The sequence below is a fragment of the Flavobacterium indicum GPTSA100-9 = DSM 17447 genome (assembly GCF_000455605.1).
Classification (GTDB): Bacteria; Bacteroidota; Bacteroidia; order Flavobacteriales; family Flavobacteriaceae; genus Flavobacterium; species Flavobacterium indicum.
The window spans coordinates 2954171-2969323 of the sequence record NC_017025.1 but is presented as its reverse complement, the minus strand read 5'-3'; the positions used below and the strand labels follow the sequence as shown (position 1 = coordinate 2969323).

Below are 15153 nucleotides of genomic sequence, written 5' to 3'. Positions count from 1 at the left end.
TATGAAATTCAACCTTTCTTATTTTTATTATATACTTTCTTTACTTGTTTTATTTTTAAATAATTATGAATTAACTTTTATTATTTGGTTATTCATCGCTTTTTTAACTTTTAAGCTTAAGTATTCAAAGCAAATATTTTATATTATTTCCTGTTATTCTATAATTATCTTAATTAGTTTTTTAACAGAATTTCTGTTTTATGATCATAATTTATATAATAAAGTTCGTGATTTAACGTATTTGTTAAAACCAATTTTAGGTTTACTCATAGGATATAATATTTCAAAAGAGTTTAAATTAAATGCATTACAATATGCTGTCAAAGCAGGAGTTATTTTGTCATTTATACATTTATTATTAGTGTTCTTTGCAATATTAAATCACAGAACACTTTCAGTGTCTGAAATCAGGGAGCATTCAGGGTACTTTAATGATTATGAACCATTTGTTTTACTTTTATTGTTTTTTTCCAATTCGTTTCAAATCCAATTAACTAAAAAACAGAAATTGACATATATAGTAATTGTTGGAATATCTGTTTTTTCATATTTATCAAGAACAAATTTTTTACAATTAATACTATTATTTCTCGCAATTAAAGGTTATTTTATATTAACCGCAAGATCTATTAAAGTTATTTCGTTAACTGTAATTATTTCTTTAATAGGTTATTTTGCTATTTATAACTATAATCCAAAACGTAAAGGTTCCTTTGTTGATGAATTTTTGTATAAGGTTAAAATTATTCCTATTGAAGCGTTTAAAACAAAAATTAATAAAGAAGATTGGAAAGATTTTAATGATAATTTTAGATCATTTGAGAATATTAAGACATTTAATCAGATAACTTATGGTGGAATTCAGCCTATTTTAACTGGAAATGGTTTGGGGTCAACAGTCGATATAGGAAGAAGAATGCAAACCAATGATGGGACAATAGTGAGATATTATCCAGCATTGCATAATGCTTTCTCAACAGTATTACTGAAGTCAGGAATAATAGGTGTTTTCTTTTATTTACTATCTATTTTTATTATTTTTAATAAAATAAAAACAAATAGTAAAGAAATTTTTTATCTAAATAATTTGATAAAAGGTTCTGCTATATTTCTTTTATTATCAAGTTGGGTTTTTATGGGCTTCTATTTAAAGTTAGATAGTAAATCTATATTAATTGGTCTATTAATAGGTTATAGAGAAGTGTTAAATAATCATCTTGCTAAGGCTACATAAATTTTTTCAAAATTTTCTTTTAATTGGGTAGTATTAAAATTATTGTATACATGAGTATTACCTGATATCCCATAATTTATATCGCTATTTCGTAAAAGTAATGCTATTTTATTAGCCAAGTCTTCTGCATTATTTGGCTCAAACAACAATCCTGTTTTTTCGTGAATTATTATTTCAGGTAACGCACCAATATTTGAAGCAATTACATTTTTTTTTGATAAAAGCCCTTCAGCAGCTACAAGACCAAAAGATTCCGGTTCTGTTGAAGGCATTAATATGATGTCTGAAGCGTCATAATAAGGCCAAATAGCTTCTTTAAAATCTATAAATTCTACTTTTTGTTTAAGTTTATAAGAATCAATCATGTTTAATAATTCAATATAATATTGATTTTTACCTGTAACATAGGAACCAATAATAATTAACTTAACATTAGTAAATTCATTAACTATTTTTTTTAAAGCGGAAACGGCTATTTTTTGTCCTTTAATTTCACTTATTCGACCTATAATTGTAATTATTATATCAGATGAATTTGAATTAAAATGTGTTTGTTTAAATTTTATTATTTCTTCTGTTGTTAAATAAGGAATATTTCTTTTTAAACCATTGTATACTACGATTCCTTTTTTTGAAATTTTAGGAAATATACCAATGAAATGTTTCTCAGTTGCTTTTGAATTAAAAACCACCTTATTTGAAAAAAAACTAACAATTCTAGGATATATTTTTGCAATACGTTCTGGTTTTTCTATAATCTCATGTACATGCCATATGTGGGGAATACGAAAGAAAAAAGCATAAAAAGCTCCAATAAAAACGGAAGTAGCATTGGAATGAACTATAGCTATTTTTTTTCCTCTTAATTCTTTTTTAATGGTAAAAAAAGATTTTAGTATTTCAAAAGGTAGTTGAAGAAAAAAAGAAGGTTTTAATATTCCTCTTTTAACCTTTATTACTGAGGATTTTATTACCTGAACAGATAAGTTTTCAAGGAGGTCTTTTAACGGGCCGTCTTCATGTAAAACTACTATTGGAGTGTAACCTTCTGGGAAATTTTCAATTAATTCTAAAATAGCTTTATCTGCCCCATAAAGTTCAGCAGATTGATTAATTATTAAAACATTTTTATTCAAAACGATTACTGGTTTTTAGCCGTACCACTACCAAAAAATTTATTTTTAGTTTGTACTAAGAAATTATAATTTTTAGCTAATAATTTTTTGGCAAATGAAGCATCTTCTTTCGGAAACCAATCGGTAGTTCTTGGTTTTTCAAAATGCATATTGTGTACTTGATATGCATACGTTGCAATAGACGTTCTGTATCTTCCCTCTGGGAAATTGGTCATGTCATAACCATGCAAAGTGTAAGGAGCACATTGTTGAATAATCAAACGATTAAAAGGAACGGCTAATTCTGCTTCTTCATCAGTTCTAAGATCTCTAATTTTTAAGTGACCTTTATACTCTTCTTTCCAATCTTTGTTTAAGTATAAAAGCAAATTTAGTTCTCTATACCAGTTTTTGTTGATGGGATGATAGTTGAAATCCAAATGCATATCTAAAAAGCTATTCTTTTTTCCTTGGTGTAAACCACCACCATGGTTCTTTGGGTCAACAAATATTTTCTTAGCTGTAATAAATGATAAAATTTTATTAAAACGTTCCGAAGCTAAATCATGATACAATTCGTCTAATTCAGGAGAAAGTACTTTGTAATTTGATTTTTCAAATTTGTTATTTGCAAAAGCATAATCTCTACTTTTATTATCTAACTCTGGAATAGAATTATAAGCTTTTGTTAATTTTTCTTCATCACAAAACCCATCAATAATTAAATAAGGAAAAGGCTGAGCAGTTAAATATTGTATTCTTAAGCTTTCTAAATTTGCTTCTATTTTATCAAAATTGATCATTTCAAAAATGTTTACATGCAAAAATAACAATTATTTAAATAGAAAATAATTGATTAAAGTCATTTAATGTTTAAAAAATTCCATTTACTTTGCAATTTTCAGATAAATTCGACAATAGCAAATGAAAATAGGCATCTTAGGCACACGTGGCGTTCCCAATCATTACGGAGGTTTTGAACAATTTGCTGAGTTTTTTTCTGTTTTTTTAGCAGAAAAAGGACACGAGGTCTATGTATATAATTCGCACACACATCCTTATCAAGAAAAAGAATTTAAAGGCGTGAAATTAATTCATTGCCATGATCCTGAAAATAAAATAGGTACAATAGGTCAATTTATTTACGACCTAAATTGTATTTTAGACGCTAGAAAAAAAAACTTTGATATTATACTTCAACTAGGTTATACTAGTAGTTCGGTTTGGTTTAAATTACACCCCAAAAATGCCGTAGTAATTACCAATATGGATGGGTTAGAATGGAAAAGAACAAAGTATTCAAAACCTGTTCAACAAGCATTGAAATGGGCTGAAAAGTTAGCAGTTAAAAACAGTGATTTTCTTATCGCCGATTCATTAGGTATTCAAAATTATTTACAACAAAAATATCATGTTCCAAGCAAATACATAGCTTATGGGGCAGACAATTTTAAAGCAAATAATTCAGAAGTTTTGAATGAGTATGATGTTAATGAATACCAATTTAACATGATAATGGCTCGTTTTGAACCAGAAAATAATTTTGAAATGGTGTTGGATGGTTATGCGCAATCCAACACAACTATGCCTATATTGGTAATTGGAAACCATCAAAATAAACACGGGGAATATTTAAAAAATAAATTTTCTTCGGATAAACGTATTCGATTTTTAGGCGCTATTTATAACCTAAATGCATTGAATCATTTACGATTTTACTCTAATCTATATTTTCACGGTCACACCGTAGGAGGTACCAACCCTTCATTGCTTGAAGCTATGTCTTCAGGCGCTTTAATTGCGGCACATAATAATGAATTTAACAAAGGGGTTTTACAAGAAAACGCATTGTATTTTACGAATTCTAATGACGTTAAAAATATCTTAAATTCTACCAAAAAAAGTGATAACTTGCACTTGATTGAAAATAATTATTTAGCAATTGATTCAACATTTAATTGGAATAAAATAAATGAACAGTATTTACAGTTTTTTGAAGTCTGCATGGAAAGAAATTCTAGACGAAAGTAAAAAAAATAGCACTTTTATTCCGTTTTTATTGTTGTTAATTACTTTTCCAATTTCTATGGCTGTTAATAATATTGCTACAGCTATTTTTGTTTTGAGTGCTTTCCTAAGTTTGAATAAAAGCAAATTAAAAATCGGTTTCGTTTTTATCGTTCCAATGAGTTTGTTTATTTGGATGCTACTTTCCTATTTTTGGTCCTATGAACCTGACGATTCATTAAAGGCCATCTTTAAAGAAATTACATTAATTTTAATTCCATTAGCTTTTGTAATTAAAAAACCATTTTCTTCTGAACAGAAAAATTTGATTTTTAAATATTACAGCTTTGCAATGGTTGGTTATGTAATTTATTTTTTAATAAGAGCAGGTGTTCGGTACATTTTAACGAAAGATGTATCTGTTTTCTTTTATCATGGTCCTGAAAATGATGTAGATACAGGATTAGTACCTAGATTGTTAAATGCAATTCATGTATCTGTTTATGTTGTACTATCCTTTTTTTATTTCTTTTGTAAAGAATCTAAAACAACTATTGAAAAAATAATTTTAGGATTATTATTTGTTTTTGTTTTATTATTATCTTCAAAAAACATTATAATCGTTTTTATAGTTTTAATCTTTTTACGTACTTTTTACTCTTCTAAAATAGCGAATAAACTACGATTAAGAAATGCCACTATTGTATTGGTTCTACTTGGTGTTATTTTGTCTTTTAGTAAAATTAAAGAACGTTTTTTAATTGAATTTACCAGCAACACCAATTCTAGTTTAACAAACAACAGTAATACCAGTAGTAGTGTAAATAATATAAGTATTTACCAAGCTTGGAATCAAGAAAAATTTACTCATAATGATTATTTTCCTGGAACGGCTTTTCGTGTATATCAAGTTAGAGTTTTTAAAGAACTAATAATGGAATATCCAATTTTCTGGAAAGGTTTCGGGATGAATGCTTCTCAAGAAAAAATCCAAGAAAAAGAAAAAGAACACAATTTATATCCAGGATACGGATCCTATAATTTTCACAATCAATATGTTCAAAATTTCGCCGACTTAGGAATAGTTGGTTTGTTTTTTTTGATTCTAATGTTGTTTTTAAATATTAAAAAGGCTTTTTCAAATAAAGATTTTATCCATATTACTTTCGCAATTCTAATGATAAGCTTATTTTTGACAGAATCTTTTTTATGGAGGCAACGAGGAGTTTGTTTTTTTATCATGTTTTATTGTTTTTTTATGAACAATAACGAACAGAAAAAACAATTGATAAAAGATTTTCATTTTTAAAAATATTGAAAAAAACTACATGAAACGCATATTAATTACAGGAGCAGCGGGATTTTTGGGTTCACATTTATGTGATCGATTTATAGCAGAAGGCTATTTCGTAATTGGAATGGACAATTTAATTACAGGCGATTTAAAAAATATTGAACATTTGTTTAAAGAAAAAAACTTTGAATTTTACCATCACGATATTACTAAATTTGTCCATGTTCCGGGTAAATTAGATTATATTCTTCATTTTGCATCACCAGCAAGTCCAATTGATTATTTAAAAATTCCTATCCAAACGTTAAAAGTTGGAGCAATGGGAACGCATAATTTATTAGGATTAGCACGAGTTAAAAAAGCAAGAATATTGATCGCTTCTACGTCAGAAGTATATGGTGATCCTTTAGTGCACCCACAAACCGAAGATTATTATGGAAATGTAAATACCATTGGCCCAAGAGGGGTTTATGACGAAGCAAAACGTTATCAGGAAGCAATCACAATGGCTTATCACACATTCCATGGGGTAGAAACAAGAATTGTTCGAATATTCAATACATACGGGCCTAGAATGCGTTTAAACGACGGGCGTGTAATCCCTGCTTTTATAGGTCAAGCCTTAAGAGGGGAAGATTTAACTGTTTTTGGCGATGGAAGCCAAACACGTTCGTTTTGTTATGTGGATGATCAAGTAGAAGGTATTTTTAGATTGTTGCATTCAGATTACCATTTACCAGTAAACATTGGTAATCCAGATGAAATTACTATTAAAGATTTTGCAGAAGAAATAATAAAATTAACAGGTACTACTCAAAAAATCATTTATAAAGATTTACCTGTAAATGACCCTATGCAACGTCAACCTGATACAACCAGAGCCAAAGAATTATTAGGTTGGGAAGCAAAAGTGCCAAGAGCAGAAGGAATGAAAATTACGTATGACTATTTTAAATCTTTATCACCTGAAGAATTAGCGAAGGAAGAACATAAAGATTTTTCAAAATATATCTATTAATTGAAAAGAAAAACAGGCAGATATTCAGGTTATATTGGACCAATACAAACCGTATTAGATTTACTTATACTAAATCTTTTAATATTAGTTTGTATGAGACCAGCTATGAGTAACTTTGGTTATCATACCATTGTTTCTACTTTTTGGTTGGCAATATCTTATTATTCTGGATTTTATGAAGTTTATCGTTATACTAAAGAAACTCAAATTTTAGGAAAATTAATTAAACAATTTTTCTTTATTAGTTTAGTGACTTTTGCCTACGTAGGCTACAAGTATAAATATGTTACAACCCATGAAGTTTGGAATTATATATTTGTTTGTTTTGCAGCTGTAGCCTTTTTAAAATTTTCAATTTTCTATCTTTTAAGGAAATACCGCCTTTTTTACGGAGGTAATCTTCGAAAAGTAGTTATCATAGGTAACGGGAAAAGTGTTGAAGAACTTGAGTTCTTTTTTAATGATAATCCTGATTATGGCTATAATCTTTTAAAAATATTCGATTTAAAAAGTAATAAAAAGCAAGGTTTAGAAGAAGCGTTCAACTTTGTATTAGAAAACAAAGTAGATGAAATGTATGGAGCATTAAATACATTGAGCAATAATGATGTGGAGGATCTTATTAATTTTGCCGATAATAATTTAAAAACCATAAAACTTTTACCCGATAGCAAAAACACATTACTTAGAAATTTAGCGGTGGAGTATTATGGATATATTCCAATAATTTCGTTAAGAACTATACCGCTAGAAAAAGAGATTAATAAAAGATTTAAAAGAATTTTTGATATCGGATTTTCGCTATTAATAATTGTATTACTTCTTTCTTGGCTTACGCCTATTTTAGCAATTCTTATAAAATTGGATTCTAAAGGACCTGTTTTTTTTAAACAAAAAAGAAACGGATTAAATTATGAAGAATTCATGTGTTATAAATTTAGATCTATGCGATTAAATCCAATTGCCGATTTAGAACAAGTGCAAAAAAACGACCCTAGAATTACTAGATTGGGCAGATTTTTACGAAAATCAAGTATAGATGAATTGCCTCAATTTTTCAATGTGTTACTTGGCGAAATGTCTGTTGTTGGACCAAGACCACACATGGTTAGCCATACAGAAATGTATGCCAAAAGTGTAGATAAATTTATGGTTCGCCATTTTATTAAACCAGGTATAACAGGATTGGCTCAAATTAACGGATATAGAGGTGAAGTTGAAACGGATAAAGATATAGTTAATCGTGTGCGTTTTGATATTTTTTATTTAGAAAATTGGACAATTCTTCTAGATTTAAAAATTATTTTTAAAACAGTTGTAAATGCCATTAAAGGCGAAGAAAAGGCATACTAATGGCTTTGATTTCTATTATAACTCCTGCTTACAATTCAGCAAATTACATTGCTCAAACAGTTTATTCGGTTCAAAACCAAACGTATTCGAATTGGGAACTTATTATTGTTGATGATTGTTCACAAGATCGTACTGTTGAGATTGTTGCCAATTTGGCTGCAAATGATACCAGAATTAAACTTATTCAATTAGCCGTTAATAGTGGGAGTGGTGTGGCTAGAAATACAGCATTAAATGAGGCTTCGGGCAACTATATTGCTTTTTTAGACGCGGATGATTTGTGGAAGCCAACCAAACTTCAGGAGCAACTTCATTTTATGAAGACACACGATTTACCATTAACTTTTTCTTTTTACGAATTAATGGACGAAAATGCTAATCCGCTTAATGAAGTAATTACTACTCCTTTACAAATTTCCTATAATCAATTATATTATTGTAATTGGGTGGGTAATTTAACGGGAATATATTCGGTAGATTATTTTGGAAAAATACCCATTTCTTCTTTTAAAAAAAGACAAGATTGGATGTTGTGGCTTACTTTAGTGAAACAAGTGGGAAAAGTAATTCCAACACCAGAAAATTTAGCCTATTATCGTGTTCGAAAAGATTCTATTTCGGCTTCAAAATGGAAATTAATTAAATATAATTATTTGGTTTACAAAGAATACCACCAACAAGGTGCTTTAAAAGCAGGTTTCGATTTAATCCGATTTTTATTTACCCAAATGGTTATTAAACCAAAATATAAAATTCAAAATTACACAAAACTTTGAAACTGTTTTAGTTTCCCTCTTTTTGTGCGTTCTAATACAAGTTTACGGTTATAAGTAAAATGCAAACCAGGTTCTAAATAAGTAGCAATTGCAATTTCAATAGCTTTTATTTGTTGCGGAGTTAATTCTTTTTCGCTAACATAATCAATTTCAAATGTAGCAATGCTGGTTTGTTTTACAATAAATTCTTTTACATTTCCATCGTCTTGAATAATACTCTTGGTCACATAATAAAAAGTCAATCCAGGTGATTTTTTTCCACTTGGTAAGAGTGCCACATCGTTAGTTCTTCCAATCAGTTTCTTTAAAATTGGTTTTTTCCAAGTGCTTTTTTCATCTAAAACACCTACATCTCCAATTTCGTAACGAATAAACGGATGGGCTGTATTGTACAATGAAGTAATTACCACTTTTCCTTCAACACCATTGGGGACGGCTTGATTGTTTTCATCCAATATTTCTACAAACAAGGTTTCGGCATTCACTTGCCATTCCCCATTCGGATTTTGAAATGCAATTAAATCCAGTTCAGAGGCACCATACTCATTTACAATTGGAACTCCCAGCCATTTTTCAAGAATTTCTTTGTCGTCCTCAAACAACATTTCTGAAGTAACCATGCACACTTTTAAGCTCGGACAAATCGATTTTAAGACGATGTTTTTTGATTGTAAAAACTTGGCAAATAAAACGACCGAACTCGTATAACCATTAATGTAATCAAACCTCTTTTTATAAAAATGATGCAATACTTTTTCTAACACTTCATCAGATAAATCGAAAATAGGAAATCGGTATCGATGAGCTAAAAAATCTTTAAGTCGTTCTTTATAGTAACCAAATTTATCCAGTGGAATACCATAAAATCGGGCTTGAAACGAGGAATTAAAATCTACTCCAAACCAACCAAATCGGTAAATATTGGAATACCAAGTTAAAGCATGGGAAAATTTATCTTTAGCAAACACAAACGGATCACCACTAGAGCCAGATGTTTTATTGATGTAAATATTTTTTTCAAAGCCATTAGAAAGACGTTCCACTAACGGTTTTTGCAACTCTTTTTTGGTTAAAACAGGAAGTGCTTCCCAATTAGAAATATCAATTCCTTTAACAAGATTGGTATAAAAAGGATTGTTTTTAATATGAAAATCAACTATTTCTTTTCGTTTGTTTTCAATGAATTTTTGATAGTCATTAGCTGGAATTTGAAGGTTTTTTTCAAATTCAACTTTGGCTTTTTTCATGGGAAAGCCATTAATCCACAAAGACAAATCAAATAGTTTTAACACAGTCATAAAGGTTTCTTCAAAAATATAAATAATCCGCGACACCTAAATTTTTTTTTCGATAGAAAAGGAAGTATTTTTGCCAAAACAAAACAACACAACATGAATATTTTACTTTTAGGTTCAGGCGGAAGAGAACATGCTTTTGCATGGAAAATTACTCAAAGTTCTCAATGCACGCAATTATTTGTAGCGCCAGGTAATGCAGGAACTCAGCAAATAGCGAAAAATGTAGCTATTAATCCTAATGATTTTGAAGCGGTTAAAACATTTGTTTTACAAGAAAACATAAAAATGGTGGTAGTAGGACCAGAAGATCCCTTGGTTAATGGTGTTTATGATTTCTTTAAAAACGATGCAGAATTATCGTCTATACCAGTAATTGGACCTTCAAAATACGGGGCACAATTAGAAGGAAGTAAAGAATTTGCGAAACAATTTTTAGTTAAAAATACTATTCCAACGGCTAAATATCAAAGTTTTACAGCGGAAACTGTAAATGAAGGATTTGCTTTTTTAGAAACATTACAACCTCCATTTGTGTTGAAAGCGGATGGTTTAGCTGCTGGTAAAGGTGTTTTAATCCTTAACGATCTTCAAGAAGCTAAAGAGGAATTGAAAAATATGTTAGTGGAGGCTAAATTTGGTGCAGCAAGTGCCAAAGTTGTGATTGAAGAGTTTTTAGATGGAATTGAATTAAGTTGCTTCGTTTTAACCGATGGTAAAAGCTACAAAATTCTCCCTACAGCAAAAGATTATAAAAGGATTGGAGAAGGAGACCAAGGTTTAAACACAGGAGGAATGGGAGCTATTTCACCCGTACCTTTTGTTGATGCTGATTTCATGCAAAAAATTGAGGAAAGAATTGTGATTCCAACTGTAAATGGATTAAAAAATGACAATATTGAATACAAAGGTTTTGTTTTTATTGGCTTAATAAAAGTTGGAAACGATCCGTTTGTAATTGAGTACAATGTAAGAATGGGTGACCCTGAAACGGAAGTTGTATTGCCAAGAATTAAAAGTGATTTAGTAGCATTATTTCAAGCGGTAGCTAATGAAGAGTTGGAAGCCTTTACTTTTGAATTAGACGAAAGAACCGCTGCTACTGTAATGGTGGTTGCTGGCGGCTATCCAGAAGATTATACTAAAGGCGATGTAATTACAGGTTTTGAAAATGTAGAAGATTCTATTGTTTTTCATGCTGGAACAAAATTAGAAAACAATCAAGTTGTAACTAATGGGGGTAGAGTACTTGCCGTTACTTCTTATGGAAATGACTTTAAAGAGGCCACAAAAAAATCTTATCAAAATATAGAAAAACTAAATTTCGATAAGATGTATTATAGAAAAGATATAGGATTTGATTTATAATCAAATCCTATATTTAAATTATTTCAAGAAAGAATGTGCTGTAGTATCTTGATTATCTTCGTTGTTCTTTTTGTGTAAATTTAACTGTTTAGTCCAATAAACAGTCCAATAACAACAAATAACAATAAAAATCCAATTGATGATGTTAGCACCCCACCAGTTTGTTAATTCCCACTCTCTGAATAAGTTCATTGGTAAGAATAATATTTCTTCAAACAAGAATTGTATAGCTTCGAAAAATGCTTTCATTTTTTTTTGATTAATTTTACACTACAAAAATATAAAATATCTTTATGTTAGCAAGTCTTTTTAGTAAAACTCGTCCATTTAATTACGTTTTAACTGGATTTTTTGTTGTAATTTCTTTTTTTATTTATCAATTTACAAGAGATAAAGATTTTTTTGAAACACAAACGTTACTAAAAGAATCTGCTATTTTTGTTTTAATAATTGCTTCTTTTATTTTAGTTAACTTTATTTCTCTTAGAAATGCATTAACAAAGAATGATAATTATGCTATTTTATTGTTTCTAATATTTGTATTAATGTTTCCAAGTATTTTGGATAATTGGCAAATAGTATTATCCAATTTTTTCTTGTTACTTGCTTTAAGAAGGTTAATTTCATTGCGAACACTGAATTCTCCAAAAGAAAAAATCTTTGATGCTTCTTTTTGGATTTTCCTATCTGCTTTATTTCATTTTTGGAGTATTGCTTATATTATTTTAGTTTTTATTTCAATAATATTTCACTCGGGTAAAGATTATAAAAACTGGTTAATTCCTTTTATTTCATTGTTTTGTGTTTGGATACTTCATATTTTTTTCAGTTTGTTTTTCTTTGGAAAATATGAATTGAATTTTCAAGAAATGATTCAAGTTAGTTTTGACTTCACCAGTCACAAAACAACTTTTGAGAATATGGCACTAGCGTCTTATGTGTCAATATCGGTTTTGTTTTTTGCTTCTCAAATTTTTGATTACCAGAACAAACCTTTAAACATGCAATCTTCTTATAAACAAGTATATTTTTCTTTTTTATTAGCTATTGGAATCTATGCTTTATCTATGGATAAAACAAATGATATGCTTATTTATTCATTTGCACCATTGGCCATTTTAGGGGCAAATATGTTTGAAAAATTAGACAACAACAATTTTAAAGAAACCTCGCTTTATATTTTATTTGCTGTAGGAATTACGCTGTTTGTATTACAATTATAATTTGCTTCCATAGGCTAAATCACCCGCATCTCCTAATCCAGGTAGAATGTAGTTTTTTTCATTTAATCGATCATCTAATGCTGCAACCCATAAATGGCAGTTTTCAGGCAGGTTTTTTTGTAAATAATCAATTCCTTCTGGAGTTGCAATAACAACGGCAATATGAATTTCCTTTGGTTTTTGTTCTAAATGTAATTTATGTAAAACAGCCACTATAGATTGACCTGTTGCTAACATGGGGTCAATTAAAATTAAATTTTTACCTTCAAAGGATGGGGCTGCTTGGTATTCTACTAAAATATCAAATTTATCATCGTTATCATAATGATGTCTATAAGCAGACACAAATCCGTTTTCTGCATTATCAAAAAAGTTCATAAACCCTTGATGTAAGGCTAAACCAGCTCTTAGAATGGAACATAAAACAACAGGTTCTGCAATAGTAGTAGTGTGTTTAATTCCCAACGGGGTTTGCACATCTATAGCTCTATATTCTAAAGTTTTGCTTAATTCGTAAGCCATAATTTCACCAATTCTTTCGATGTTTTTTCGAAAGCGCATACTGTCTTTTTGGATGTGAATATCGCGAATTTGAGCTAAAAAATGATTGAGAATACTGTTTTGTTCTGAAATATAATGAATGTGCATAGTTGAAGTTTATTTAACTAATTTGAAGTAAAAGTACAAAAAAACGTTATTTTTGTAGAAATTAAATAAATTAAATTATGTTCGCTGAATTTGCTTTCCCAATTTTTGAACAAAGTATCAAAGACTATCATGTTATAAATGATGTGTACCAACCGGTGTTAAATCCTTTTGAAAAAGGAAGTATTGAATATTTATTATATGCAAAGAACTGGGTTGACACGGTTCAGTGGCATTATGAAGATATTGTACGTGATCCTAATATTGATCCTGTTGCAGCACTAGATTTAAAACGTAAGATAGACGCTTCTAATCAGGTTCGTACAGATATGGTGGAATATATTGACAGCTATTTTTTAGATAAATATAAAGAGGTTCAAGTAAAACCTAATGCTAAAATTAATACCGAAAGTCCTGCTTGGGCTATTGATCGTTTGTCAATTTTAGCTTTGAAAATTTACCACATGAATGAAGAGGCGACTCGTGAAGAAGCATCAGCAGAACATCGTGCAAAATGTCAAGAAAAATTAAATGTACTATTAGAACAAAAGAACGACATGTTTATCTCAATTAGCGAATTGTTAACGGATATTGCTAATGGCGACAAATACATGAAAGTGTACAAACAAATGAAAATGTATAACGATGAGGAGTTAAATCCTGTGTTGTATCAGAATAAAAAATAATTTTTTTTTTATACTTTTAACCATTAAGAATTTGAGTTTTACTCTTTTTCTTAATGGTTTTTTATTTATAAATATGCAAAAAACAAAACATATCGCCGTAATTCGTTTATCCGCTATGGGTGATGTCGCGATGATAGTTCCTGTGTTGAGGGCCTTGGTTTTACAATACCCAGATGTAAAAATTACAGTGGTTTCTCGACCTTTTTTTCAGCCTTTTTTTGACGGAATTCCGAATGTGAATTTCTTTGGTGTGGATTTGAAAGAACGACACAAAGGATTCTTAGGTTTATTACGTTTGTTTTCTGATTTGCGAAAACTGAATATTGATGCGGTTGCCGATTTACATAATGTACTTCGTTCTAAAGTGGTCCGATCATTATTTACAATTAGCGGGAAAAAAGTAGCAGCTACAGATAAAGGTAGAAAAGACAAAAGAGAATTAACAAAGTTAGCAGTAAAGACTATTTCTCCAACAAAATCCATGTTTCAAAGACATGTTGAAACGTTTGAACAATTAGGTTTTTCAATTGATTTAACGAAAGCTCAATTCCCAGAAAAAGCACTTTTATCAGAAGAAATCATTGCTATAACCGGAATAAAAAATCTAAAATGGATTGGCATAGCGCCCTTTGCACAGTATGAAAGTAAAGTGTATCCGTTAGATTTAATGCAAAAAGTTATTGATGGATTAGCACATAATAAAGAGAACAAAATATTCTTATTTGGCGGAGGAGAAAAAGAAATTCAGCTGTTGAATCAATTGCAAAATCAAAACGAAAATGTAATTGTTTTGGCTGGAAAACTAAAATTCAAACAAGAGTTAGAAGTGATTTCTAATTTAGACTTGATGCTTTCAATGGATTCTGGAAATGCTCATATTGCCGCGATGTTGGGTATTAAAGTCATTACACTTTGGGGAGCCACACATCCTTATGCTGGTTTTCAACCATTTCATCAACCGGATGACTTTTGTATCACTTCAGACAGAGAACGCTATCCGTTTTTGCCAACTTCCGTTTACGGAAATAAAAAAGTGGAAGGGTATGAAGATGTGATGCGAACCATTTTACCAACAACAGTTATTAATAAAATACAAAAGGAGCTTAATTAGCTCCTTTTTAATTTAGTTATTGGGTTTG

General features: G+C 29.6%; 15 protein-coding genes. 10 read left to right on the top strand and 5 right to left on the bottom strand.

Features of this window, described 5'->3' with window-relative positions; genetic code table 11:
• Position 1 precedes the first annotated feature (1 nt).
• Complete coding sequence (locus tag KQS_RS13760) at positions 2 to 1234, top strand: polysaccharide biosynthesis protein (RefSeq protein WP_014389783.1); 1233 nt, start codon at positions 2 to 4, stop codon at positions 1232 to 1234.
• Here KQS_RS13760 and KQS_RS13755 read toward each other — a convergent pair.
• Complete coding sequence (locus tag KQS_RS13755) at positions 1213 to 2370, bottom strand: glycosyltransferase family 4 protein (protein WP_014389782.1); 1158 nt, start codon at positions 2368 to 2370, stop codon at positions 1213 to 1215. The two genes, KQS_RS13760 and KQS_RS13755, sit on opposite strands and share 22 nt — an antisense overlap.
• Before the next feature lie 5 nt (positions 2371 to 2375).
• A complete protein-coding gene (locus KQS_RS13750) occupies positions 2376 to 3152 on the bottom strand; it encodes a 2OG-Fe(II) oxygenase (protein ID WP_014389781.1) in 777 nt (258 codons plus the stop codon).
• Between the two features lie 121 nt (positions 3153 to 3273).
• On the opposite strand from KQS_RS13750, the gene KQS_RS13745 reads away from it, so the two are divergent.
• Genes KQS_RS13745 through KQS_RS13725 form a run of 5 tightly spaced genes read left to right on the top strand, consistent with a single transcriptional unit; the run spans position 3274 to position 8797 of the window.
• Entirely contained in the window at positions 3274 to 4380 is a 1107-nt protein-coding gene (locus KQS_RS13745) for a DUF1972 domain-containing protein (protein ID WP_014389780.1), read from the top strand.
• Positions 4322 to 5665: an O-antigen ligase family protein gene (locus KQS_RS13740; protein ID WP_041252134.1), complete on the top strand. Its 1344-nt coding sequence runs from the start codon at positions 4322 to 4324 to the stop codon at positions 5663 to 5665. Before KQS_RS13745 ends, KQS_RS13740 begins: the two co-directional genes overlap by 59 nt.
• Before the next feature lie 19 nt (positions 5666 to 5684).
• Positions 5685 to 6668, top strand: coding sequence for a UDP-glucuronic acid decarboxylase family protein (locus KQS_RS13735; RefSeq protein ID WP_014389778.1), 984 nt, complete (start codon positions 5685 to 5687; stop codon positions 6666 to 6668).
• Positions 6669 to 8021 carry an undecaprenyl-phosphate glucose phosphotransferase gene (locus KQS_RS13730; RefSeq protein WP_014389777.1) on the top strand — a complete coding sequence of 451 codons (1353 nt, stop codon included), beginning with the start codon at positions 6669 to 6671 and terminating at the stop codon, positions 8019 to 8021.
• Complete coding sequence (locus KQS_RS13725; RefSeq protein ID WP_014389776.1) at positions 8021 to 8797, top strand: glycosyltransferase family 2 protein; 777 nt, start codon at positions 8021 to 8023, stop codon at positions 8795 to 8797. Before KQS_RS13730 ends, KQS_RS13725 begins: the two co-directional genes overlap by 1 nt.
• Here the strand turns inward: KQS_RS13725 and KQS_RS13720 are convergent.
• Complete coding sequence (locus tag KQS_RS13720; protein WP_041252346.1) at positions 8782 to 10089, bottom strand: phenylacetate--CoA ligase family protein; 1308 nt, start codon at positions 10087 to 10089, stop codon at positions 8782 to 8784. The genes KQS_RS13725 and KQS_RS13720 overlap by 16 nt on opposite strands.
• A 99-nt stretch (positions 10090 to 10188) precedes the next feature.
• Between KQS_RS13720 and purD the strand changes: the two genes are divergently transcribed.
• Positions 10189 to 11460, top strand: a complete 1272-nt coding sequence (purD, locus tag KQS_RS13715; protein WP_014389774.1) for a phosphoribosylamine--glycine ligase — start codon at positions 10189 to 10191, stop codon at positions 11458 to 11460.
• Between the two features lie 18 nt (positions 11461 to 11478).
• Here purD and KQS_RS13710 read toward each other — a convergent pair whose 3' ends face one another.
• Positions 11479 to 11709 (bottom strand): DUF6341 family protein, encoded by a 231-nt coding sequence (locus tag KQS_RS13710; protein WP_014389773.1) that lies wholly within the window; start codon positions 11707 to 11709, stop codon positions 11479 to 11481.
• Between the two features lie 44 nt (positions 11710 to 11753).
• Here KQS_RS13710 and KQS_RS13705 point away from each other — a divergent pair, with 44 nt between their 5' ends.
• Positions 11754 to 12683 carry a DUF6427 family protein gene (locus tag KQS_RS13705; protein WP_014389772.1) on the top strand — a complete coding sequence of 310 codons (930 nt, stop codon included), beginning with the start codon at positions 11754 to 11756 and terminating at the stop codon, positions 12681 to 12683.
• Here the strand turns inward: KQS_RS13705 and upp are convergent.
• Positions 12678 to 13331 (bottom strand): uracil phosphoribosyltransferase, encoded by a 654-nt coding sequence (gene upp, locus KQS_RS13700; RefSeq protein ID WP_014389771.1) that lies wholly within the window; start codon positions 13329 to 13331, stop codon positions 12678 to 12680. The two genes, KQS_RS13705 and upp, sit on opposite strands and share 6 nt — an antisense overlap.
• A 77-nt stretch (positions 13332 to 13408) precedes the next feature.
• Between upp and KQS_RS13695 the strand changes: the two genes are divergently transcribed.
• Both KQS_RS13695 and KQS_RS13690 read left to right on the top strand, forming a co-directional pair.
• Entirely contained in the window at positions 13409 to 14014 is a 606-nt protein-coding gene (locus tag KQS_RS13695) for a DUF4254 domain-containing protein (protein ID WP_014389770.1), read from the top strand.
• A gap of 73 nt (positions 14015 to 14087) precedes the next feature.
• A complete protein-coding gene (locus KQS_RS13690; protein WP_014389769.1) occupies positions 14088 to 15125 on the top strand; it encodes a glycosyltransferase family 9 protein in 1038 nt (345 codons plus the stop codon).
• Positions 15126 to 15153 lie beyond the last annotated feature (28 nt).

What these genes read in the sequence shown, in the direction of transcription:
- KQS_RS13760 (WP_014389783.1), top strand. Translation starts at nt 2, where the DNA reads ATGAAATTCAACCTTTCTTATTTTTATTATATACTTTCTTTACTTGTT.
- KQS_RS13750 (WP_014389781.1), bottom strand. Translation starts at nt 3,152, where the DNA reads ATGATCAATTTTGATAAAATAGAAGCAAATTTAGAAAGCTTAAGAATA.
- KQS_RS13745 (WP_014389780.1), top strand. Translation starts at nt 3,274, where the DNA reads ATGAAAATAGGCATCTTAGGCACACGTGGCGTTCCCAATCATTACGGA.
- KQS_RS13740 (WP_041252134.1), top strand. Translation starts at nt 4,322, where the DNA reads ATGAACAGTATTTACAGTTTTTTGAAGTCTGCATGGAAAGAAATTCTA.
- KQS_RS13735 (WP_014389778.1), top strand. Translation starts at nt 5,685, where the DNA reads ATGAAACGCATATTAATTACAGGAGCAGCGGGATTTTTGGGTTCACAT.
- KQS_RS13725 (WP_014389776.1), top strand. Translation starts at nt 8,021, where the DNA reads ATGGCTTTGATTTCTATTATAACTCCTGCTTACAATTCAGCAAATTAC.
- purD (WP_014389774.1), top strand. Translation starts at nt 10,189, where the DNA reads ATGAATATTTTACTTTTAGGTTCAGGCGGAAGAGAACATGCTTTTGCA.
- KQS_RS13710 (WP_014389773.1), bottom strand. Translation starts at nt 11,709, where the DNA reads ATGAAAGCATTTTTCGAAGCTATACAATTCTTGTTTGAAGAAATATTA.
- KQS_RS13705 (WP_014389772.1), top strand. Translation starts at nt 11,754, where the DNA reads ATGTTAGCAAGTCTTTTTAGTAAAACTCGTCCATTTAATTACGTTTTA.
- upp (WP_014389771.1), bottom strand. Translation starts at nt 13,331, where the DNA reads ATGCACATTCATTATATTTCAGAACAAAACAGTATTCTCAATCATTTT.
- KQS_RS13695 (WP_014389770.1), top strand. Translation starts at nt 13,409, where the DNA reads ATGTTCGCTGAATTTGCTTTCCCAATTTTTGAACAAAGTATCAAAGAC.
- KQS_RS13690 (WP_014389769.1), top strand. Translation starts at nt 14,088, where the DNA reads ATGCAAAAAACAAAACATATCGCCGTAATTCGTTTATCCGCTATGGGT.